Genomic DNA, 22,963 nt, shown 5'->3' on the forward strand with positions numbered 1-22,963 from the left:
ATGCTTTTTTTGTGCTTAATGTTCACAAGCTTGTCGCCCGGGTCTGCTTTCTTCTAACGTTCACAGCGTGAAGTGCTATGCATCACGACAACACGCTCACTACAACAACAGTTTGAAACGTGGAGAACGCTATGACTCTCAAGTCTTCCTTGAAGTACGTAACGCTGCTGGCTCTGCCGCTGGCCGCAATGACGACTTTTTCCAGCACTGCCGCTGCCTTCGAACCGGAAGGTAAAGTCGAGTGTATCGCCCCCTCTGACCCGGGCGGCGGTTGGGACTTTACCTGCCGTAGTGTCGGCAACGTGCTCCAGGAGCTCGACCTGGTGTCGGGTAACGTTCAGACCATCAATATGGCCGGTGCCGGTGGCGGTGTGGCTTACGGTCATACCATCAGCAAGCGCGCTGGCGATGAGGAGCTTCTCGTCGCGGCGTCTACGGCCACTACGACTCGCCTTGCCCAGGGTCAGTTCCCTGACATGACCGCGGACATGGTCAACTGGATTGGGGCGCTGGGCGCTGACTACGGCATCATCGCCGTCTCCGCCGATTCCGAATACGATGATCTCAATGAGCTGATGGATGCCCTTAAAGAGGATCCACGCAGCGTGAAGTTTGCTGGCGGGAGCGCCAAGGGCGGCTGGGATCACCTCAAGGTATTGATCGCGGCTCAGGCGGCCGAGGTCGAGAACCTGCCACGCATCGCTTACCTGTCTTACAACAATGGCGGCGAAGCACTGACCCAGGTGATCGGCGGCCACGTTGAAGCGTTCACCGGCGATATCACCGAGGCTCAAGGCTTCATGGAATCGGGTGATCTCAAGGTGTTAGCGGTACTGTCTGAAGAGCGCCTACCCGGTGACCTGTCTGATATTCCCACCGCACGCGAACAGGGCATTGATGCGCTGGGCCCCAACTGGCGCGGCTTCTATATGCCAGCGGATATCTCTGACGAAGCCAAGCAGTACTGGGTCGATGCCATGGATACCATCTATGCGAGCGATGAATGGAAGAACGTCATGCAGCAAAATGGCCTGATGCCTTTCCACATGAGCGCCGGTGAGTTCGAGACCTTCGTTAAAGACCAGATCAAAGATATCGAACAGCTGTCCACGGATATCGGGCTGATTCAGTGATGGTTTTCAATGATCGTATCTTTGGAATACTGATGATCGTCCTGGCCGTCGCGTACGGCTGGGGCGCCACTCAGTTTCCCGAACCGTTTGGCGGGTCCGAGGCGGTCGGCCCCGAGACATTTCCTCTGTTATTAGCCGTCGTATTGGGGCTGTCCAGCCTGTACATGGTCGTACGGCCGGATCCGGATAATGCCTGGCCATGGAGCCGTACCGGTATCGAACTGATCGTTGCGGTCGTGGTGCTGGTTCTGTATGCCATGCTGCTGCAACCGCTAGGCTTCATCATCAGCACCGCACTGGCTGTGGGGACTCTCTGCTGGCGCATGGGGTCACGCCCGGTCAAGGCTTATATCACTGGAGCGGTTTCCGGTGTGGTGGTGTACCTGGTATTCAGTTTTGCCCTCGATCTGGCGCTACCGCTAGGCATATTGTCGTTCTTGGAGGTGGGCTAATGGAAACGCTTGGCTTCTTGATGGACGGGTTTGGCGTCGCGCTGCAGCCCCATAACCTGATGTTTGCGCTGATCGGTGCCTTTTTGGGCACTTTGATCGGTGCCTTGCCAGGCCTTGGCCCGGCCAACGGGGTGGCGATCCTGATCCCGCTGGCCTTTACCCTCGGTCTGGCACCGGAAACCGCCCTCATCATGCTGACGTCGGTGTATGCCGGGGCGATGTATGGCGGGCGCATTTCCTCGATACTGCTCAATATTCCCGGTGACGAACCGGCGATGATGACCTGTCTTGATGGCTACCCGATGGCACAACAGGGCAAGGCGTCCGAGGCGTTGGCGATCTCTGCCGTTGCGTCCTTTATCGGTAGCCTGGTGGCCACCATAGGGCTGATTATATTGGCACCTCTGTTGGCAAAGTTCGCCTTGACCTTCGGGCCTGCCGAGTATTTCGCGCTCTTCCTGCTGGCGTTCGCAACCTTGGGCGGTATCACTGGCAAGAATCCAATGAAGACCGTTGTAGCAGCCGCCATCGGTTTGATGATTGCCACGGTGGGTATCGATTCCACCGGGGTGCAGCGCTTTACGTTTGGAACGCTGGAACTCTACGAGGGCGTGGATTTCATCATTGCGATTGTGGGGCTGTTCGCCATTTCCGAGCTGTTGTTCTTCATCGAAGAGAAGGCCGGTGGTGGCAAGGAAAAAATGGCGGTCAACAAGCTCTCGCTCAAGTGGAAGGATATCCGAGAGATCCTGCCCTCCAGCTTTCGTGGTGGGGTGCTGGGCTTCATCGCTGGCGTGCTGCCAGGTGCCGGTGCGTCGCTGGGTAGCTTTATTGGTTATACCCTGGAAAAAAAGGTCGTGGGCAAGAAAGGCTACTTCGGCAAGGGTGATCCACGCGGTGTCGCAGGTCCCGAGGCCGGTAACAACGGTGCTTCAAGCGGCGCGCTGGTGCCCATGCTGACATTGGGTGTGCCGGGTAGCGGCACGACGGCGGTGCTGCTGGCGCTGCTGATTTCGCTGAACATCACGCCGGGCCCGCTGATGTTTACCCAGAATGCCGACATTGTCTGGGGCGTGATTGCCGCTCTCCTGGTGGGTAACTTCCTGCTGCTGATCCTGAACATTCCGATGGTGGGGATCTTCGTCAAGCTGCTGTCGGTACCGCCCATGTACCTGCTGCCGATCGTTACCATGATTGCCTTTGTCGGCATCTACTCGATCAGCAATACCGTCTTCGATCTCTACTTCATGGTGATCTTTGGCGTTGCCGGTTATCTGCTGCGTAAGCTTGAGATTCCCCTGGTGCCGATCATTCTCGGCCTGTTACTGGGGCCGGAGATGGAAAAGAACCTGCGCCATGCCATGGATATATCCGACGGTGACTGGACCATACTATGGAACAGCGGCCTGGCCATTGGCCTTTGGGTATTTGCCGGTCTGGGCTTGATCCTGCCCTATATTATTGGGCCTATCCTGCGCCGCCGGATGCGCAATCCCATCGAAGAGGGAACGTCTGGCAGCGATTAATCCTGGAACGGATTCATCAACCCTGAAAAACGGGGCGTCGACGAGAGTCGGCGCCCCGTTTTTGCACGGTCACAGTGCATTGAGCGTTACTGGTGCATGATCAGCGTGCGCTCGCCGACAGCTGTTGCGCTATCTTGGTGCTTTTAGTCGTAATCTGGTTTTTTAGACTTATCTTAAGTTGCTGATTGTGCGTCCATAAGTTGCTTATGTGCCAATCTGGCGCAGCCCTTGCAAATTGTTTGTTGCTAGTGGACGTATACCAAGCTTTGTTGCTTGGCATACGACGCCAATAAACGAGCCCCCAGCATAAGGGGTGCAAGGAGATTCAAGTGACCACTTTCCTACGCAAGACACACCCGAAGACGTCTAGAGTGTTCTCGACTGCCCTGCTGACCGCTGCTGTGATGGGGGCCAGTACCCAGGCCGTCGCACAAGACGACGACCCGATCAAAGTCGGGATCCTGCACTCGCTGTCCGGCACCATGGCCATCAGCGAAACCGTCCTTAAAGACACCGTCGAGATGCTGGTTGAGCAGCAGAATGAAGCCGGCGGCCTGCTCGGCCGTGAAATTGAACCCGTGGTGGTCGACCCTGCTTCCGACTGGCCGCTGTTTGCCGAGCGCGCCCGGGAGCTGCTTGAGCAGGAAGAAGTGGACGTCATTTTTGGTAACTGGACCTCCGTATCGCGTAAATCGGTACTGCCCGTGGTGGAAGAGTTGAACGGGCTACTCTTCTATCCGGTGCAATATGAAGGTGAAGAGTCGTCCGAAAACGTCTTCTACACCGGCGCGGCACCCAACCAGCAGGCGATTCCGGCCGTTAACTACCTGCATGATCAGGTCGGCGTGGAGCGCTGGGTCCTGGCGGGTACCGACTACGTCTATCCGCGCACCACTAACCGTATCCTGGAAGCCTACCTGAAAGAAGAATTTGGCGTGGCCGACGAAGATATCATGGTCAACTACACGCCCTTTGGTCACTCCGATTGGCAGAATATCGTGTCGGAAATTGGCCGCTTCGGCAGCGAAGGCAAGAAAACCGCCGTGGTATCCACCGTTAACGGTGATGCCAATGTGCCGTTCTACCGTGAGCTGGGCAACCAGGGTATCGACGCGGCCGATATTCCCGTCGTCGCCTTCTCGGTGGGCGAGCAGGAACTCACCGGGATCGATACTGGGCCGCTGGTGGGCCACCTGGCAGCCTGGAACTACTTCATGAGCGTGGATGCCGACGCCAACTACGACTTCATCGACGCCTGGCTTGAGCATACCGGCGAAGACGACGCCGTGACCAACGACCCGATGGAAGCCCACTACATCGGCTTCAACATGTGGGTAGAGGCTGTTCAGAAAGCCGGTACCACCGATGTGGACGCGGTTAAAGATGCCATCATCGGCGTGACCGTGCCCAACCTGTCGGGTGGTTCGGCCGCGATGATGCCCAACCACCACATCACCAAGCCGGTCATGATCGGGGAAATTCAGGACAACGGCCAGTTCGCCGTGGTTTGGGAAACGCCGTCTACCGTGGCAGGCGATGCCTGGTCGGACTACTTACCCGGTTCGCGTGATCTGATCAGCGACTGGCGCAAGCCAATGGAATGCGGCAACTACAACGTGGCGGAAAACCGCTGCATGGGTAGCGATGCTGAAGAAGCGCAGACCGAGTAAGCCTATGTCAGGGGCGGTGTAAGCCGCCCCGTTGTTGGATCCGTTTTCCCCTTATTCATCTACCCAGGCGATGCCTTGCTTATGGCACCGCCTGGGGCACGCCACTCGAAGGACTCACTCATGAGGATCCCTTGCTATTCGTGGACAGCACGTACCATGTCAAGGATCGTCACCTGTTTGCTCATCAGCCTGCTGGCCTGGTTTCCCATGGCGGTTCAGGCACAGGAGGACGATGGTCAAGCGCTCCTTGAAGCGCTGGATACGCGCTCATTCGACGACAAAGCCATGGCCATCAACGCCATTATCGAAAGCGAGCAAGAGCGCGCCGACGTCTGGTTGCAGGCGCTGCTGGATAGCGACTTACAGCGACTGAAAGACGACGGCCGCTTTGTGATCGCGCTACAAACCGCGGGGCTTGACGTCACCGTTGAAGATGCCCTGACCGGGGAGGCCCTGGGCGAGGTCAGCCGCCGCGACCTGGATCGGTTAACCATCAACAACGCGCTACGCACCCAGCTGCGTTCGGCGATTTCGCTGGTCGAGCTGTATAACGGCGATCAAGACGCCCGTTTGGACGCGGCGAAACGGCTGATTGGCGAGGTAGAGGAAGAACAGGTCGAGCCGCTCACCAACCGGCTGGAAAACGAACCGTCGGCAGCGGTACGCGATCGGTTGAATCAAGCGCTGGCGGTCTATCGCCTCAACCAGGGCGATATCGAGGCCGTCGAGGTGCTATCGGGTAGCTTGAACAGTAACGTCCGGGTGGCGTTGGGTCGTGCTACCCAATCGGATGACCCGCAGATGGTCGACGCCGCCACCGCCGCCCTGGCCGATATCGAGCAAAACCTTAAAATCAACCGCGCCGCCGAGACGCTCTACTTCGGCCTTTCCATGGGCTCAGTGCTGGTGCTCGCGGCCATTGGCCTGGCGATCACCTTCGGCGTGATGGGCGTGATCAACATGGCCCACGGCGAGCTGATCATGCTGGGGGCCTATACCACCTGGGCCATGCAGCAACTGCTGCCCGGCCAGCCGGGGCTGGCCCTGATACTGGCGATCCCTGCCGGGTTCATGGTGTCCGCTCTGGCAGGAGTGGCGATTGAGCGTGGCGTGATTCAGTTTCTGAAAGGCCGACCGCTGGAGACATTGCTGGCCACGTTCGGTGTCAGCCTGATTCTTCAGCAGTTGGTACGCACGGTGATCTCGCCGCAAAACCGCACGGTGATTACCCCGGAGTGGATGAGCGGTTCGCTGGTGGTGAACGATGCGCTGTCGCTAACCCTTAACCGCATGTATGTGCTGGGGTTTGCGCTGGTGGTGTTTGCGGGCCTGATACTGATCATGCGCCACACACGGCTGGGGCTTGAGGTCCGTGCGGTCACCCAGAACCGCAACATGGCCCGCTCAATGGGCATTCGCGCCACACGCGTGGATATCATGACCTTTGCGCTTGGTTCCGGCGTGGCGGGGCTTGCCGGCGTGGCACTCTCCCAGCTCACCAATGTTGGCCCCAACCTCGGCCAGAACTACATCATCGACTCCTTCATGGTGGTGGTGTTCGGTGGTGTCGGCAATCTATGGGGCACGCTGGTGGCCGGCATGTCGCTGGGCATTATCAACCAGGTGCTGGAACCCTGGGCAGGGGCGGTACTGGCCAAGATTATCGTGCTGGTATTCATCATCCTGTTTATTCAAAAGCGCCCCCGCGGACTCTTTCCGCAGAAGGGCCGGGCGGCGGAGGGCTAATCGATTATGTGGCTAACACGACCCTTCAACGAACGCTCGACGCAGATTTTTCTGCTCATACTGGTACTTGCGGTCACCGTGGTGACGGTGCTGCACCTGGCGGTACCCGCCGGGCATCCGCTGTACGTATCGGGCTATACCGTAGGACTATTGGGCAAGTATCTCACCTATGCGCTGTTGGCGGTCGCGGTGGACCTGGTGTGGGGCTATCTGGGGATTTTGAGCCTGGGGCATGGCGCCTTTTTCGCCATTGGCGGCTATGCCATGGGCATGTACCTGATGCGCCAGATCGGTGATCGCGGCACCTACGGCGACCCTATCCTGCCCGACTTCATGGTCTTCCTGAACTGGGACAGCCTGCCGTGGTACTGGTACGGGTTTGATATGGCCTGGTTTGCCTTTGCCATGGTGCTGATAGCACCGGGGCTGCTGGCGCTGGTATTTGGCTGGTTGGCCTTTCGCTCGCGGGTCACCGGGGTGTATCTGTCGATCATCACCCAGGCGATGACTTTCGCGCTGATGCTGGCCTTCTTCCGCAACGAGATGGGCTTTGGCGGCAACAACGGCCTGACCGATTTCCGCGAGCTATTGGGTTTTGATTTGCGCAGTGAAGCCACCCGCCTCGGTTTGTTCATTGCCTCCGGGGTGGCACTGGCGTTGGGCTATTTGGTATGTCGGTCGATTGTCGGTAGCAAACTCGGTCGGGTGTGCGTCGCCACCCGCGATGCGGAAGCGCGCACGCGCTTTCTCGGCTATCGGGTGGAGCGCTTCCAGCTGTTCGTGTTTGTCGTCTCGGCCATGCTGGCAGGGGTGGCCGGGGCGCTCTACGTGCCCCAGGTGGGGATTATCAACCCCAGCGAATTTGATCCGATTTTCTCCATCGAGATAGTCCTGTGGGTGGCGCTGGGTGGCCGCGCTTCGCTTTACGGTGCGGTGATCGGCGCGGTGCTGGTGAACTACGCCAAGACCGTGTTTACCGGGGTCATGCCCGATGCCTGGCTGTTCGCGCTGGGGGGGCTGTTCGTGTTTGTCACGGTGTTCCTGCCCAAGGGCGTCGCCGGGCTCTTGGAGCGTCGTGCGCGACGTCGAGACGATACTGACGTAACGCCGGAAAAGGAGGCCAAGGCATGAGTTTTTTCCAATCGTTGACCGAACGCGACCGGGTGTTCGACTTCATGACGCCCCAGTTATCGAAGGTGGACGTACGCCACGGGCCGATTCTCTACATGGAGGATGTCACCGTCAGCTTTGATGGCTTCAAGGCCATCAACAACCTGAACCTGACCATCGACGATGGCGAATTGCGCTGCATTATCGGCCCCAACGGGGCGGGTAAAACCACCATGATGGACATCATTACCGGCAAGACACGCCCAGATGAAGGCAGCGTTTGGTTCGGCAGCCGTCATAATCTGCTGCACATGAACGAGCCAGAGATTGCCAGCCTGGGCATCGGGCGCAAGTTCCAGAAGCCTACGGTGTTCGAGGCGTTGACGGTATTTGAAAACCTGGAACTGGCGATGGCGGCGGATAAGCGGATCATACCGACCCTCACCGCCCGCCTGACCGGCGAGATCAAGGACCGCATTGACGAAGTACTGGAGACCATCGGCCTGACGACGCTGCGTTATCAACCCGCGGGTATTCTTTCCCACGGCCAGAAGCAGTGGCTGGAAATCGGCATGCTATTGATGCAGCGCCCGCGCCTGCTGTTGGTGGATGAACCGGTTGCCGGTATGACCGAGCAGGAAATGGAGCGCACTGCCGAGTTGCTCACCGGCTTGGCGGGGCAGCAGTCGGTAGTGGTGGTCGAACACGACATGGGCTTTGTGCGTTCGATTGCCCGCCAGGTGACGGTCTTACACCAGGGCAGCGTGCTGGCGGAAGGTACCATGGACCAAGTCTCCAGCGACCCCAGTGTGGTTGAGGTTTACCTGGGTGCCGATGACGAGGAGGCCGCCTGATGCTAGCCATTGAAAAGCTCAATCAGTTCTACGGCGAAAGCCACACACTGTGGGATCTGGACCTTGAGGTGCCCGTCGGGCAGTGCACCTGCGTGATGGGCCGTAACGGCGTGGGCAAAACCACGCTGCTGAAGGCGGTCATGGGTGAAGTCGCGGTGAAAAGCGGTGCACTACGCTACTCGAACGGCGATACAGGCGAGGTTGAGCTGACCCAAAAAGCCGTTGAAGAACGTTCACGCCTGGGCATCGGCTATGTGCCCCAGGGGCGCCAGATTTTTCCGCTACTCACCGTGGAAGATAATCTGCGAACGGGACTGGGGGCACGCCGAGACGGGGTGAAAAAAATACCCGAGCGGGTGTATGAGCTGTTCCCGGTGCTCAAGGAAATGAAAAACCGTCGCGGCGGCGATCTCTCCGGCGGCCAGCAGCAACAGCTGGCTATCGGTCGCGCTCTGGTCATCGAGCCAAAATTGTTGATCCTGGATGAGCCCGGCGAGGGCATCCAGCCCAATATCGTCTCGCAAATCGGCCAGGTGATTCGCCAGTTGATCAACGAGGACGGCTTGACGGTACTGCTGGTAGAGCAAAAACTACCCTTTGCACGTAAATACGCCGACCGCTTCGTGATCATGGACCGCGGCCGGCCGGTGGCAAATGGCGATATCGGCGAGCTTTCCGATGAACTGATCCAGCAGCATTTGACGGTTTAGGTTATCCACAGCGGGCTGCGCTGTCTAAAAACGCTCCCACTCAATGGCAGACGTTTTGTCCCCCGGGAGTGTGATCGGCGCCTAAGATAATGAAGGCGGTTCCATCGGCGTCTGGCGTGCCCGGCGCCGCTTGATCTGCTGCGTGATAACGCCGTAGCGCGGACCGGCCAGGAAGGCAAGCATCAGGAAGATGCCGGTCATTACCGCCATCATGCCACCGATGGAGACGTTGAGGTGTACGGCGAGGTAGTAGCCACAAACGCTTGAGCCGATCGAGACCAGCGCGCCGATGACAAACATCATCCACAGTCGGTCGGTCATCAGGTACGCTGCCGAGGCCGGCACGATGGCGAAGGCGATAAACAGCACTGCCCCCACGGCGTCAAAGGCGGCCACGGCGGTTGAGCTTGTGAGCATCAGGAGCACGTAGAAGAGAACCGACGGCATGAAACCAAAGGTCTTGGCCAGTGCCGGGTCAAAGGTGGCCAGCTTCAACTCCTTATAGAACAGGAAGATAAAGCCATAATTCAGTACGGTCATCACGCTCATGGAGACCAGCGCCTGGGGGATCGGCAGGCCAAACAGATTGACCGTGTCCAGCCAGACGAAACCGATCTCACCGAGCAGGACGGTGTGGGTGTCGATATGCACGTCATGGGCATAGATGTTGAGCAGCAACACCCCGATGGAGAACAGTGCCGGAAAGACCAGGCCGATGGCGGCGTCCTGCTTGACGCGCTTGGTGCTGGCCAGTGCCTCAGTGAGCAGGACCGTCAAAAGGCCGGTCAAGGCCGCTCCCACCAGTTGTACAGTTCCGCTCTGCTGCTTGGTAAGCAGCCAGACGATGACAATGCCAAAAACGATCGAGTGGCTGATGGCGTCAGACAGCATGCTGTTGCCGCGCAGTACCAGAAAGGTGCCCACCGCCGAGGAGGCAATGCCCACCATGGCGCCGACCAGCATGATCTGTAGATCCGTGCTACTGAGCAACGCCGCCATCATGATGGTGTTGCCTCAAACGTTGCGACCACTTTCTTAGCCTCCTCGTAGCCACGGGCTGTGAGCTTCCAGCGAGTGATCCGCTGCGATCCCGTCTCGTGATTGGATTGCTGTGTTAGATAGCCCTGGCGCCGTAGTCGATACAGTATCAGGCGGACACCTAAGGTGTTGTAGTAGCGGGGTGTCGCGGAGGGGTGCTTATAAAAGGCATACAGCAACTGCTGCCTACGCAACGCTCTTTTTCGCTGATAATGCTGCGCCAGGCCCCACAGCAGGCCACGTCCAGGCGCCAGTGCCAGCGAGATCAAAACAATAGTGGTGGCGGTAAGGACGATCAGTGGGCCGGTGGCCAGGCCGCGTGAGAGGGTGCTAACGGTGGCGCCGGAGACACCGCTGACAATACCGATAGCGGCAGCAATCACCAGCATGCCGCCCAGGTGGCGGCTCCACTGACGGGCGGCCGCTGCAGGCGCCACGATCATGGCGGCCATCAGAATCACACCGACCATTTGTAGGCCGACGACCACAGCCAGTGCCACCATGGCGGTGAGCGTTGCCTCAATGGCGGTGGTGGGCATACCAAGGGTGCGTGCGTACTCCGCATCGAACGTGACCAGCTTGGCCTGTTTCCAGAAAACAGCTAACAGCAGCAGGGTAATCAGCGTGATACCGCCCATCACCCATAGATCCGAGCGAAGAGTGGCAGCGGCCTGGCCGAAAAGGAAGGCTTCCAGCCCACCTTGGGAGGCATTATGGGTGTTCTGAATATAGGTCAGTAGCACGATGCCCACTGCAAAGAAGATACTCAAGCAGATACCCAGCCCGGCATCGGTTTTCAGGCGACTCATTCGGGTCAGCATCAACATGGTCAGTGCGGCGAGCGAGCCGGTCGCCAACGAACCGACGATGATTCCACCAATATCGCGGCTGCCGGTGATGATAAAGCTTAAACAGATGCCAGGAAGTGCGGCATGGGAAATGGCGTCGCCCAGCAGACTCTGACGGCGCAGCACCGCAAAACAGCCCAACGGGCCGCTGATCAAGCCGAGCAGTGAGGCACCCATTACCACGTTCTGGAAGGTGTAGTCAGACAGTAGATCGAACAACGGCATGCGTTATGTCACCTTCGATGCGGCAAACATGAGCGCATCACTATCGTTCAGCAGGGCGATCTGACCACCATAAGCTTGGCGCAGATGCTCGACCTTGAAGACGTCATCAGCTTGGCCACTGGCCACCACCCGGACGTTGAGCAGTAGCAGCCAGTCGAAGTAATGCCGGACCGTCTGCAGGTCGTGGTGAACCACGATCAACGTCTTGCCCGCATCGCGCAGGCGGCGCAGGATGTCGATGATGGCTCGCTCGGTGGTTGCGTCAACTCCCGCCATGGGCTCGTCCAGAAAGTAGACATCGGCCTGTTGAACCAGCGCCCGAGCAAGAAAAACCCGCTGCTGCTGGCCGCCGGATAGCTGGCTGATCTGACGATCGGCGAAGGCTTGCATGCCGACCATTTCCAGCGCTTCCAATGCCTCGTGGCGTTCTTTGCGGCCCGGACGCCTGAACCAACCCAGGCGCCCGTAAAGTCCCATGATGACCACATCCAGCGCCGTAGTGGGAAAGTCCCAGTCAACGCTGGAGCGTTGCGGCACGTAACCGACGCGCTTGCGTTGCGCGGCGTAAGGGCGTCCATGCACCATGACATCGCCGGACAGCGATGGGACAAGTCCGAGCAAGCTCTTGATCAGCGTGCTCTTGCCTGCGCCATTGGGACCGACAATGCCAGCCATCACGCCGGCGGGAATGTCGAGATCAATGTCCCAGAGCACGGGCTGGCTATGGTAGCTGACCGTCAGGTTGCGGATGCTTAGGGCCGGGTCGGTATTGCTAAGTGTGGCCATCAATAGGCTGCCTTATCGGATATGTTGAGCGATTTCCCACTTGCTCGCCCAGTCGTTCAACTCAGCAGGCAAGGGCGCTAGCGACCCCCCCAGCGCTTCGACAATGTGCTGGGTATTGCGATAGATCATACCCATGTAAGTGCCATCCAAGGTGCCCGCATCGCCCATGGCATCGGAGTAGAGTTCACCGCCGATCTCGACATCATGGCCGCGTTGCTCGGCCGCATCCATCACGGCCTGAACCGTACGTGGGTTGATGGTGCTTTCGATGAAGACAGCGGGTACGGACCGCTCCACGACAATATCCGCCATGCTGCGGATATCGGCAATGCCCGTTTCGGTCTCGGTGCTGATGCCTTGCACACCTTCCACTTCAATATCATAGGCGCGGCCAAAGTAGCTGAATGCGTCGTGAGCGGTGACCAGAATGCGCTGTTCTTCAGGGATGCTGGCGATGCTCTCTTTGACCCATTCATGCAGGGCAAGCAATTGAGCCTGATAGCGCTCGGTATTGGCTTCAATGGCGTCGGCGCAGTCAGGGCGCGCTTCACTGAACGTGGTGCGCAGCGTGGGCAGCGTTTGCGCCCAGAGGGAAACGTCCATCCAGAGGTGTGGGTCGATGCCGTAGATATCCTGTGCGGTAATCAAGTCGCCTGGATCGATCGAGGCGGGAGCCACCGCCAGGGTCGGTGTGCGCTCAGAGAAGTTTTCCAGCACCTCACCCAACTGCCCCTCCAGCGAGTAGCCCGAGTAGAGAATCTGTTCGGCGTCACGCAGCGTCGTCACATCATTGGCGCTCGCCTGGTAGAGATGGGGGTCAACGCCTGGACCCATCATGGCGTTCACACTGACACACTCGCCCCCGACCTCTTGAGCAACATCGGCAATCATGCCGATGGTCGCCACCACATTGAGCGGCTCGTTGTTAGCAGAGGCCGTTGCTGCGAACGAAAGCGCTCCCAATAGCGCCACTGGGTATCTTGTTGCCATGCTGAAACTCCCACCGGTGAGTTATACTCGTCTACGTTGCTGCGCGCAACACTGTGTTGCCTCAAGTAATAAGTATAGCCTTGGCTAAGTTTCTTGCGTCAGGGATTTAATGTCAAGTGGGCAGCCGTTTGATATTGGTGGCTTTCAATCATGGAGCTGTGAAGGGCAAATCGCCCGACGCTTATACACGCCGGGCGCTTGGTTAGGCCGCTCGGCTATTCAAACGCCGCTCCTGGAGCGGACGAATAAGCAGCCAGTCAATGGCCAGCATGACGATGAGTGACGCGCCCACCAGCGGAAACAGTAGGCCGCCAACGGCCAGTATGGCGATCAGGCCGCGGAACACCCGTTTGTCCGAGGGCAGGGGTGGAACGCCCATCTTGCCCTCGGGACGGCGCTTCCACCACATCACTCCGGCTGAGACAGCTAGCAGAATAATGGCGATGCATACGGCTAGAAATAGCAGTTGATTGGCAAGCCCGAACTGCTGGCCCATATGCACGTTGATGCCAAACTCCAGCCAGCGTCCCAGCGCGCCGTAATCGGCATAGCTCATGTCAAGCAGGCGTTCGCCGCTGTATTGGTCAAGGTGCACCACACGCTGCTGACTGAGGTCATTGGGGTAGGCGGAGCCGGTATACACGCCGGTATCGGTGTCGGGAAGGTTCACAGCGTAGCCGCGATGCAGCCCCAGCTCATCGAAGGTGGCAACGGCCTGGTCTATCCCCATTGGTGTCATGGAGATAGACGATGTGGAGGACTCGGGCAGTTGCGCCTGCTCTAGCGACCAGGTGGTCGAGCTCTGGTCACTCAGACGGGTGTCTGACATGGGGACTTCCACGCGCACGCCCGACGGGTAGCCAAAGTTATTGCCGTTGGCCCACTGGTTGACCTGCGCACCCCAGACGCCCGACCACGGCATGCCAGTGATGGCGAGAAACACAATAAAGGCACCGACAAAAAGGCCGGTAACAGCATGGGTATCGCGCCAGAACGTCCGGCTTTTGGGTTTGCCGCGCACGCTGACGACACCCCCTGCGCCTTTACGGCGTGGCCACCATAGGTAAAGGCCGGTAAGCACCAGCAAGATTGACCAGCCGCCGGCGATTTCAATCAGTTTGCGTGCAGTGGGTCCAAAGTATTTCAAACTGTGCAGGTAACGAACGGTCCACATCACCGTGCCACGGTCATCCAGCGCTCCCAGCACATTCGTGGTATACGGATTGACGTAAACCGCCAAACGCTCGCCTCCCGCCGTTTTGACAGTGATCTCCGCCGAGCTTTCCGGGGTAGCGGGGTCAGTGAATTTGACGGCTTTACCGGGGTGGGCCGTCAGGGCCGCGCTGATCAGCGAAGAGGGCGGTTGCGTCGCCTCTTGAACGGCCACGCGCTTCATATCGGCGTGTATCAGCGCGTCCAACTCGTCTTTGAAAAGGTACAGCCCACCCGTCATCGCCAGGGTGATCATAAACGGCAGTACCAACAGGCCTGCATAGAAGTGCCAACGCCAAACGGCGCGATAGAGGTCAGAGGCATGACGCTTGCCTGTCTGCTGAGAGGTTGTCGACATACTCAAACTCCTCGCCACCGAACCATGGGTGCCTGGCGGATAGTTTTGAAAAACGGCCGCTGAACAAGGCGATCGTGAGGAGAACCGTGTTGGCGGTAACTGAGTAATGGGCTATGTGAGGAGCGATACCAGGCGGTATTTGCTGAACGACGTAGCTGCACGGAGGGTTACCTGAAAAGCACAGTATAAAAGCTGTGGGTAGGGCAAAGGTTAGATGGTAGCGGAAAGTGGTTGCATACACAGCCCTGAAAACGCGGTCATTTGTCACATTGTTATCGCAGGCAAGCGGCTTGGGTCGTGTCGCAGCAAGAGGCAGGGCGCATCTTGCACCTTATTCGTGCGCGAAGGGATCCGGTGTTTCTTTTTAGTGCATTTTTATGACGGGATTTCGACCACCACGTTGCGATGGTAGCCACTCGCTGGGCTAGTCAGTCGGTTTTCACCATTTTGGCGCATTCTTTGCATTGGAAAGTCAGTCATGCGCCAACAAGGAAGCGAAAACGCCTCATGCTGCTGAGTGAACCTGCAAGATTGGATGACACCTCCGGACACCGCTTTGATGCACAACGCCACTGGGCGGCATCGCTGGCGCTGCGCTTTGCCCATCGCCAAGGAGTCACCCGGATGGTGCAGTCGCGCCACTCGGGGCCATTACGGGTACAGCGGCCTTTTTATCCGGAAGGCCGGGGTGAGGCCTGTCACGTTTATCTGCTGCATCCGCCGGGTGGGTTGGTGAGCGGTGATGCGTTGACCATCCAGGCACATGTGGAAAACGGCACTCACGCGCTGCTGACGACACCCGCCGCCAACAAGCTCTATAAAGCTGACAGCCAAGGCGTCGCCTGGACCCAGCACACCTGTCTAAGCGTTGACGACGGCGCGACCCTTGAATGGCTGCCCCAGGAAACCATTGCCTTTGACGGCTCCAGAGGCGAGCAGTATACGCAGATTGACCTTAACGGCAGTGCCCGCTGCCTGGGCTGGGAAATGATGGCGCTGGGCCGCCCGGCGAGCGAGCTGCCCTATGTGTCGGGACGCATTGAGCAGCACTTTCGTTTGACCCTGGACGGCAAGCCGCTGTGGCTGGAGCGCCAGCCCCTCGACCCTTTGCACCCGCGCTTTACCGGGCGCTGGGGGCAAGGGGGCGCGACGGTACAGGCGACGCTCTGGGCAGTGGGCATAGCCGATGTGGCGGGGGCTATCGAGGCCCTGCGCGAAGCGCTGCCTGACAACCCCCGCTGGGCCGTTACCGTGCGCCACGGCGTATTGTTGCTGCGCTATCTGGGCAACGCCCGCAATGAAGCCTGGGCGCTGTGCGAGCAGGCCTGGCATCTACTGCGCCCCCTTTGGATCGAGCGTGAAGCGCACACACCGAGAATTTGGCTAACCTAATAACTCGCTAACGGAGACGCCCTATGGAATTAACCCCGAGAGACAAAGACAAGCTATTACTGTTTTCAGCCGCCCAGCTTGCCGAGCGCCGTCGCGCACGCGGCCTGAAACTCAACTACCCCGAAGCGGTCGCGCTGATCAGTTTTGAAATCATGGAAGGCGCCCGTGACGGTCGCAGCGTGGCCGACCTGATGAGTTACGGCCGCGAGATATTAAATCGCGACGACGTGATGGAAGGGGTGGCCGAAATGGTCGACGAGGTGCAGGTGGAAGCCACTTTCCCCGACGGCACCAAACTCGTGACCGTCCACACCCCGATCAACTAGCTATCAGCACTCAGGAGGCTGCCATGATTCCCGGCCCAATGATTCCAGGACAGTATCAGTTAAAAGACGGCGATATCGAGCTGTGCGCGGGCCGCGAGCGTATCAGCGTCGAGGTGGCCAATACCGGTGACCGGCCGATTCAGGTGGGGTCGCACTATCATTTTGCCGAGGCCAACCCGGCGCTGGTGTTTGACCGTGACAAGTCACGTGGTTATCGCCTGGACGTCGCGGCGGGCACGGCAATTCGCTTCGAGCCCGGCCAGACCCGCGAAGTTACCTTGATCCCGTATGTCGGTAAGCGGGAAATTTATGGCTTCCGCGGCGATGTGATGGGTGCGCTTGATGGAGGTAAGCAATGAAACCGGACAACAAGATCAGTCGGCAGGCCTACGCCGATATGTACGGCCCCACGGTGGGTGACCGTGTGCGGCTGGGCGACACCGCACTGTGGATTGAAGTCGAAAAGGACGCTACCCACTACGGCGACGAAGTGAAATTTGGCGGCGGCAAGGTTATCCGCGACGGCATGGGCCAAAGCCAGCGGGCCGACGACACGGTGATGGATACGGTCATCACCAATGCGCTGATCTTGGACTGGTGGGGCATCGTCAAAGCCGACGTGGGCATTCAAAGCGGCCGTATTGCCGCGATTGGCAAAGCCGGTAACCCGGATACCCAGCCGGATGTCGAGATCGTGATTGGCCCCGGCACCGAAATCATCTCCGGGGAAGGCAAGATTCTCACCGCCGGGGCGCTGGATGCCCATATTCATTTTATTTGTCCGCAGCTGGTGGAAGAAGCGCTGATGAGCGGCATTACCACCATGCTCGGCGGCGGCACAGGGCCGGCCACCGGCACGAATGCCACCACCTGCACCCCTGGCGCCTGGCATATCGGCAAAATGCTCCAGGCGGTGGACGATATGCCCATGAACATTGGCTTACTGGGCAAGGGTAACGCCAGCCTTCCCGAGTCGCTGGAAGCCCAGCTAAACGCAGGCGCCATGGGCCTCAAACTGCACGAGGACTGGGGCACGACACCCGCCTCGATCAATAACTGCCTTAACGTGGCGGATGTTTATGATGTGCAGGTGGCCATCCACACCGACACCCTGAACGAGTCGGGCTTTGTGGAAGACACCCTGGGGGCCTTTAAAGAACGCTGCATTCACACCTACCACACCGAGGGGGCCGGGGGTGGTCACGCGCCGGATATCCTCACCGCCTGCTCCAAGCCCTATGTGCTGCCGTCGTCCACCAACCCGACGCGCCCCTATACGGTCAACACCATCGACGAACACCTCGATATGCTGATGGTGTGCCACCACCTTGACCCCAATATTCCCGAAGACGTGGCTTTCGCCGACTCACGTATTCGCCGGGAAACCATCGCCGCCGAGGATATCCTCCATGACCTGGGCGTGATCTCGATGATCGCCTCGGACTCCCAGGCCATGGGGCGGGTCGGTGAAGTGGTCTGCCGCACCTGGCAAACGGCCCACAAGATGAAAGTGCAGCGCGGCCTGCTGCCGGAAGACGAGGTCCTGGGCGCCGATAATTTCCGCGCCAAGCGCTATATCGCCAAATACACCATTAACCCGGCCATCACCCACGGTATTGCCCACGAAGTCGGCTCCATCGAAGTCGGAAAAATGGCGGATCTGGTGCTTTGGAAACCGGCGTTTTTCGGTACCAAACCGGCGATGATCATCAAGGGTGGCATGATTGCGGCGGCCCCCATGGGCGACCCCAATGCGTCGATTCCCACGCCACAGCCGGTGCATTACCGTTACATGTTTGGTGCCCTGGGCCGAGCGGCCAGCCAGACCCGGCTCAGCTTTGTCAGCCAGGCGGCGCTGGATGCGGGGATTAAACAAACGCTGGGGCTGAATAGCCAACTGGCCGCGTGCAAAAACGTACGCCAGGTACGCAAGCAGGACATGAAGCTCAACGACGCCTGCCCAGAGCTGACCGTCGACCCACAGACCTACGAAGTGCGCTGCGATGGCGAAATTTTAACCTGCGAGCCCGCCACCGAGCTGCCGCTGGCCCAGCGATATCACTTGTTTTGATTGAGCTATTATCCGGGGCGCCGGGGGTAGGCCTACGAGAGGGCGCTGTGAATACGTCCGTGTACGCTACTTTTGCCATCTGCCCTCCATGGATGGAGGAAATGCCGGAAATGTATGGAACATTTTTCGGCCATGGCAAAAGACCCTCTCTACGGCCTACCCCCGGCACAGCCGCACCGAGCGAGAAAGGACGCTAGTCATGCTAAAACTGATAGAAAGATTAGGGCTGATAGAGGAAAGCGCGGCGAGCGACACACTCACGCTGCCCTTTGAGCTACGCATCCGCGGACGCTTGAAAGCCCAAAGCGACAGCGGTCGTGAGCTGGGGCTGTTTCTGGATCGCGGCCCGGTGTTGCGCAGCGGCGAAGGCCTAAAAGCGGAAAGTGGTGAGATAGTACGCGTCTGCGCCGCCGTAGAACCGGTGGTGACCGCGCGAGTAAGTGCTGGCTTACCACTGGCGCGCCTTGCTTACCACCTGGGCAATCGCCACGTACAGCTGGCGCTGGGAGAAGATGAAAAAGGCGGCTGGGTGCGCTTCCCGCCGGATCATGTACTGGAAGAGCTCGCCGAGTTGTTAGGTGCAGAATTAGAGCACCACAACGCCACCTTCGACCCTGAGCCGGGCGCCTATAATCAGGTAGGCGGCGGTGGTCACTCACATGGTCATTCCCACGGGCACGGCCATTCTCATGACCACGACCACCCTCATGACCATTCGCACGACCATGAGCATCACCATGCCCACTGATGTCACCCCGCAAAGCGATGAGCTGGCACTGCTGGGGCTGATGCAACTGGTCAGCCCGTCGCTGCCCATCGGCGCCTTTGCCTTCTCGCAAGGCCTGGAAAGTGCCTTCGAACTTGGCTGGGTAAGTGACGAAGCAAGTCTGGCCGATTGGCTAAGCGGCGTATTGGAAGACGGCTTAACCCGTTGCGAGTTACCCGTGCTGGCGCGGCTGCATCAGGCCATTGGCCAAGGCGATAGCAATACGATTGCCCAGTGGGATACGTGGCTGGCGGCAACGCGCGAAACTGCCGAGCTGGCCGCTGAAGACAGTCGCCTGGGTGCCTCACTCAAGCGTCTGCTGGGTAGCCTGAATTTGATGCCAAGTGAAGACTCACTACCGTCCTTGTTACCGGTTCAATCAGGTTATGTAACCCTGTTTGCGTACACTGCTCATACCCGTGGCGTCTCCGTTCGACACACGCTGCTCGGCTTTGCCTGGGCGTGGCTGGAAAACCAGTTGGCTGTTGCCTGCAAAGCCCTGCCCCTGGGCCACACTGCTGCCCAGCGGGTGATCGAGCAGTTGCGCCCGGCACTTGTCGGTGCCGTTGATCAGGCGCTTTCGCTTGATGACGAAGAGCTCGGCCCCGTGCTACCTGGTTTGGCGCTGGCCAGCGCCTTGCACGAAACCCAATATTCACGACTGTTTAGAAGTTAGGAGATATTCATCATGACGCACTGTTTACGCGTTGGCGTGGGTGGCCCGGTTGGCTCGGGCAAAACCGCACTGTTAAAGCAGCTCTGCCTGGCGCTGCGCGACCACTACGATATCGCCGTGGTGACCAACGATATCTACACCCGCGAAGATGCTGACTTTCTGCTCAAGCACGATGCGCTGCCGGCCGACCGCATTTTAGGTGTGGAAACCGGCGGCTGCCCGCACACCGCCATTCGAGAAGATGCCTCCATGAACCTGGCGGCCATCGATGAGCTGCAGGAACGCCATCCCAAGCTGGAACTGGTGATGGTGGAGTCCGGCGGCGATAACCTGTCGGCGACCTTTAGCCCCGAGCTTTCGGATCTCACGCTTTACGTGATCGACGTGTCCGCTGGCGACAAGATTCCGCGCAAGGGTGGGCCGGGCATCACCAAATCCGACCTGCTGATTATCAACAAGATCGATATCGCCGAGCAGGTGCATGCCTCGCTGGAGGTGATGGAGCGCGACTCGAAAAAGATGCGTGGCGAACGGCCCTTTGTGTTCACCAATCTTTATGACGGAGTAGGGCTTGAAGAGATTATCCGCTTTATTCTCGATAAAGGGATGCTGGACGAGCGGCGGACGGCCATCGCGGGCTAACCTGGGGTGGGCACAATAAAAAAGTCGCCCCGACCAGGCGGTTGAAGGGTCGAGGCGACTGAACAAAGGTGGGTGGCATCAAGCCTTAAAACGGGCCGTCCCTGGCCACCACACCCCTACATTGGACCGGCGCGCTTTCCATCACCTTAACTTATGTTATGAACATTCTAATTTCGCTCTGAATAGGCCAAAAACCATCGAATGGTCCTGAATAATTAAAGTTTAAACAACGTTTGTCGATAAGAAACGAATAATAATTTTAATACTTCATAACCCACAAACGTTGGAATTCGCTCACAATGACTACCTCTGAATCTCCCTCTCGCTGGGCCTTGGGCCTGCAAACCAAGGTGCTGATACTGGTCTTGCTACCCTTGTTCCTGGTCACGGTTGCCCTCGTGGGGTTTAAAGCCTACACCATGACCCAGTACGCCCGTGACACGCTCGCGGAACAGCGTGACCAATTAATTGAAGAGCGCCGCAGAGCGGTCCGCGATATTGTGCAAATGGCGAGGACTGCCATCGAACCGATTTACGAAGATGCCGGTGTTAACGATGAGGAAGCCAAGCAGCGGGTCGCCGAGATTGTGCGTTCCATGCGCTTCGAAGATAACAATTACATCTTTATCTACGACTATGACGGTAACAATATTGTGACGGCCCCCGCGCCTGAGCGCGAAGGGACCAACATGATTGATGCGCAAACGCCCGATGGCACCTACCTGATCCGCGAGATTATCGACGTTGCCCAGAGTGGCGGTGGGTTCTATAGCTATGTATGGGAATATCCAGGTACCGACGAGTTTCAACCCAAGCACTCTTATGTGGACCGCCTTGAAAAATGGGATTGGTTAATCGGTGCGGGTGTCTACGTGACCGATGTTGATGAGGCGATGACCGAACTGGAAGCCACCAAAGCGGCCGAGTTGCGCCAAGGCATCATCTTTGCCGCGCTGCTGGGGCTGGTCGTGTTTATCGTGGTTGCCCTGGTGGCGTATATTTTTGTGCGGCGCACCGTCGGCCCGATCAAGCGCACGGCTGCCGCCATGAGTGATATTGCTCAGGGCCGCGGTGACCTGACCCGGCGCCTCGCGGTGGAAAGCAACGACGAGATCGGCGAGCTGGCCGTGCAGTTCAATGCCTTTGTCGAGCGCATGCAGGACACGCTGCGCGACGTTCGCCACAGTACCTCCAGCGTCTACGATTCCGCCGGGGAGATATCCCGCAGCAGCGAGGAACTGTCGACGCGGACCGAGCAGGCGGCTGCCAACCTACAGGAAACCTCCGCCTCCATGGAGGAAATTACCTCGACGGTCAATCACAGTGCCGACAACGCCCAGCAGGCCAATAAGCTGGTGCAGTCCACAGCAGAAGTCGCTCATCAGGGCGAACAGTCCATGGAGCAGGTCGAGCGCACCATGCAGGATATCAATGAGTCGGCCAGCCGTATCAGCGATATCATTACCATGATCGATTCCATTGCCTTCCAGACCAACATCCTGGCGCTCAACGCTTCGGTGGAAGCGGCTCGAGCGGGCGAACACGGCCGTGGGTTTGCCGTGGTGGCGGAGGAAGTTCGAACCCTGGCGAGCCGTTCCAGCGACGCGTCCAAGGAAATCCGCACGCTGATTGATGCCTCGGTACAGCACACAGATTCCGGCGCCAAGCTGGTGCGCGATGCGGGCGCCACCATGCGCGAGATTGTCGAGAGCGTGGCCAAGGTGACCGATGTCATTGGCGAGATCAGCGCCGGAGCGAAAGAACAGAGCAGCGGTATTGGCCAGATCAACACCGCCGTGGCGGAAATGGATACCATGACCCAGCAAAATGCGGCCATGGTGCAACAGTCGACCACTGCTGCCGCCGATATGCGCCGCCACGCTGAGCACCTGAATCAGCTAATCAACTCTTTTGTCCTTGGCGAAGGCGAGCCACAGCATCAGGCGCTCGCCTCTCCGGCGCCTCAGCAGCGTGACAGCGATAGCGCCATGAAACGTCCCGCGCTGTCATCCCACGCCTCATCACAGCCATCTTCAAAGCCCTCGCCGGCGAAGCATGCCGCAGATGACTGGGAAGAGTTCTAACGCTGACGAACAGTGCGGGCGATATCAGCACTGATGAAAGATGGGGATAAAAACGGGGCTTGCCATCTGGCAAGCCCCATTGCGTTTACGTCAGTGGTGATTATCCGTTATGGCGCTTGGCCAATCTTTCCGCCAGCAAGGTGACGGCGCGCTTTGCCAGTGGTGAAAGCGCAGTATCCTCGCGTTCCAGTGTGGCGACCAGGCGATGCTTCATGGAGCGCGCCCAGAAGGTTTCCAGGTGGCGGCAGGTGGCCGCGGCGGCCGTTTCTTCATCGCGACCGCCGCCCAGGTTAGCGGCGATCTGGTTGGTCATGTGAATCAGCTGCGTATCTTGTTGCAACGACATTG

The 22,963-nt window shown here is 58.8% G+C and carries 22 protein-coding genes; 16 read left to right on the forward strand and 6 right to left on the reverse strand.

The genetic code is table 11. The features are described from left to right. Nucleotides 1-131: 131 nt before the first annotated feature. The 8 genes from R3F64_RS05445 to urtE all read left to right on the forward strand — a co-directional run bounded on the left by R3F64_RS05445 (nt 132) and on the right by urtE (nt 9,201). On the forward strand, nt 132-1,133 hold the full coding sequence (locus tag R3F64_RS05445; RefSeq protein WP_176243689.1) for a Bug family tripartite tricarboxylate transporter substrate binding protein: 1,002 nt from the start codon (nt 132-134) through the stop codon (nt 1,131-1,133). Continuing rightward, complete coding sequence (locus R3F64_RS05450; protein WP_176243693.1) at nt 1,133-1,585, forward strand: tripartite tricarboxylate transporter TctB family protein; 453 nt, start codon at nt 1,133-1,135, stop codon at nt 1,583-1,585. The genes R3F64_RS05445 and R3F64_RS05450 overlap by 1 nt, the downstream gene beginning before the upstream one ends. Continuing rightward, nucleotides 1,585-3,111, forward strand: coding sequence for a tripartite tricarboxylate transporter permease (locus tag R3F64_RS05455; RefSeq protein ID WP_264824895.1), 1,527 nt, complete (start codon nt 1,585-1,587; stop codon nt 3,109-3,111). The genes R3F64_RS05450 and R3F64_RS05455 overlap by 1 nt, the downstream gene beginning before the upstream one ends. A 329-nt stretch (nt 3,112-3,440) precedes the next feature. Then, nucleotides 3,441-4,781: an urea ABC transporter substrate-binding protein gene (gene urtA, locus R3F64_RS05460; protein WP_085919423.1), complete on the forward strand. Its 1,341-nt coding sequence runs from the start codon at nt 3,441-3,443 to the stop codon at nt 4,779-4,781. A 156-nt stretch (nt 4,782-4,937) separates the two neighbouring features. Further along, the gene (urtB, locus tag R3F64_RS05465; RefSeq protein WP_264824894.1) at nt 4,938-6,527 is read left to right on the forward strand and encodes an urea ABC transporter permease subunit UrtB; all 1,590 of its coding nucleotides are present in this window, start codon (nt 4,938-4,940) and stop codon (nt 6,525-6,527) included. 6 nt (nt 6,528-6,533) lie between these two features. After that, nucleotides 6,534-7,658 carry an urea ABC transporter permease subunit UrtC gene (gene urtC, locus R3F64_RS05470; protein WP_199284218.1) on the forward strand — a complete coding sequence of 375 codons (1,125 nt, stop codon included), beginning with the start codon at nt 6,534-6,536 and terminating at the stop codon, nt 7,656-7,658. Further along, nucleotides 7,655-8,491, forward strand: a complete 837-nt coding sequence (gene urtD / locus R3F64_RS05475; RefSeq protein ID WP_085919420.1) for an urea ABC transporter ATP-binding protein UrtD — start codon at nt 7,655-7,657, stop codon at nt 8,489-8,491. The genes urtC and urtD overlap by 4 nt, the downstream gene beginning before the upstream one ends. Then, nucleotides 8,491-9,201 (forward strand): urea ABC transporter ATP-binding subunit UrtE, encoded by a 711-nt coding sequence (urtE, locus tag R3F64_RS05480; protein WP_199284217.1) that lies wholly within the window; start codon nt 8,491-8,493, stop codon nt 9,199-9,201. Before urtD ends, urtE begins: the two co-directional genes overlap by 1 nt. Nucleotides 9,202-9,282: 81 nt before the next feature. Here the strand turns inward: urtE and R3F64_RS05485 are convergent, their stop codons facing one another. From R3F64_RS05485 to R3F64_RS05505, 5 genes are all read right to left on the reverse strand, one after another. Beyond that, complete coding sequence (locus tag R3F64_RS05485; RefSeq protein WP_085919418.1) at nt 9,283-10,203, reverse strand: metal ABC transporter permease; 921 nt, start codon at nt 10,201-10,203, stop codon at nt 9,283-9,285. Beyond that, nucleotides 10,200-11,312: a metal ABC transporter permease gene (locus R3F64_RS05490; protein WP_264824891.1), complete on the reverse strand. Its 1,113-nt coding sequence runs from the start codon at nt 11,310-11,312 to the stop codon at nt 10,200-10,202. The genes R3F64_RS05485 and R3F64_RS05490 overlap by 4 nt, the downstream gene beginning before the upstream one ends. Nucleotides 11,313-11,315: 3 nt before the next feature. Further along, nucleotides 11,316-12,098 (reverse strand): metal ABC transporter ATP-binding protein, encoded by a 783-nt coding sequence (locus tag R3F64_RS05495; RefSeq protein WP_085919416.1) that lies wholly within the window; start codon nt 12,096-12,098, stop codon nt 11,316-11,318. A 12-nt stretch (nt 12,099-12,110) separates the two neighbouring features. Next, nucleotides 12,111-13,088 (reverse strand): metal ABC transporter solute-binding protein, Zn/Mn family, encoded by a 978-nt coding sequence (locus R3F64_RS05500; protein ID WP_264824890.1) that lies wholly within the window; start codon nt 13,086-13,088, stop codon nt 12,111-12,113. 202 nt (nt 13,089-13,290) lie between these two features. After that, nucleotides 13,291-14,658 carry a PepSY-associated TM helix domain-containing protein gene (locus R3F64_RS05505; protein WP_332610258.1) on the reverse strand — a complete coding sequence of 456 codons (1,368 nt, stop codon included), beginning with the start codon at nt 14,656-14,658 and terminating at the stop codon, nt 13,291-13,293. Between the two features lie 507 nt (nt 14,659-15,165). Here R3F64_RS05505 and R3F64_RS05510 point away from each other — a divergent pair. The 8 genes from R3F64_RS05510 to R3F64_RS05545 all read left to right on the forward strand — a co-directional run bounded on the left by R3F64_RS05510 (nt 15,166) and on the right by R3F64_RS05545 (nt 22,615). Beyond that, entirely contained in the window at nt 15,166-16,050 is an 885-nt protein-coding gene (locus R3F64_RS05510; protein WP_332610260.1) for an urease accessory protein UreD, read from the forward strand. A gap of 23 nt (nt 16,051-16,073) precedes the next feature. Then, nucleotides 16,074-16,376 (forward strand): urease subunit gamma, encoded by a 303-nt coding sequence (locus R3F64_RS05515; RefSeq protein WP_332610262.1) that lies wholly within the window; start codon nt 16,074-16,076, stop codon nt 16,374-16,376. Between the two features lie 38 nt (nt 16,377-16,414). Next, on the forward strand, nt 16,415-16,735 hold the full coding sequence (locus tag R3F64_RS05520) for an urease subunit beta (RefSeq protein ID WP_264825014.1): 321 nt from the start codon (nt 16,415-16,417) through the stop codon (nt 16,733-16,735). Then, nucleotides 16,732-18,447, forward strand: a complete 1,716-nt coding sequence (ureC, locus tag R3F64_RS05525) for an urease subunit alpha (RefSeq protein WP_332610264.1) — start codon at nt 16,732-16,734, stop codon at nt 18,445-18,447. The genes R3F64_RS05520 and ureC overlap by 4 nt, the downstream gene beginning before the upstream one ends. Before the next feature lie 199 nt (nt 18,448-18,646). Next, nucleotides 18,647-19,195 carry an urease accessory protein UreE gene (gene ureE / locus R3F64_RS05530; protein WP_199284211.1) on the forward strand — a complete coding sequence of 183 codons (549 nt, stop codon included), beginning with the start codon at nt 18,647-18,649 and terminating at the stop codon, nt 19,193-19,195. Beyond that, nucleotides 19,185-19,889, forward strand: a complete 705-nt coding sequence (locus tag R3F64_RS05535; RefSeq protein WP_199285518.1) for an urease accessory protein UreF — start codon at nt 19,185-19,187, stop codon at nt 19,887-19,889. The genes ureE and R3F64_RS05535 overlap by 11 nt, the downstream gene beginning before the upstream one ends. A gap of 12 nt (nt 19,890-19,901) precedes the next feature. Continuing rightward, nucleotides 19,902-20,531 (forward strand): urease accessory protein UreG, encoded by a 630-nt coding sequence (ureG, locus tag R3F64_RS05540; protein ID WP_066320893.1) that lies wholly within the window; start codon nt 19,902-19,904, stop codon nt 20,529-20,531. A gap of 299 nt (nt 20,532-20,830) precedes the next feature. Then, nucleotides 20,831-22,615, forward strand: coding sequence for a methyl-accepting chemotaxis protein (locus R3F64_RS05545; RefSeq protein ID WP_199284210.1), 1,785 nt, complete (start codon nt 20,831-20,833; stop codon nt 22,613-22,615). A 100-nt stretch (nt 22,616-22,715) separates the two neighbouring features. On the opposite strand, the gene R3F64_RS05550 is transcribed toward R3F64_RS05545, so the two are convergent. After that, complete coding sequence (locus R3F64_RS05550; RefSeq protein WP_199284209.1) at nt 22,716-22,961, reverse strand: formate dehydrogenase subunit delta; 246 nt, start codon at nt 22,959-22,961, stop codon at nt 22,716-22,718. Nucleotides 22,962-22,963 lie beyond the last annotated feature (2 nt).

The organism is Halomonas sp. 5021, from assembly GCF_036663435.1.
GTDB classification, from domain to species: domain Bacteria; phylum Pseudomonadota; class Gammaproteobacteria; order Pseudomonadales; family Halomonadaceae; genus Vreelandella; species Vreelandella janggokensis.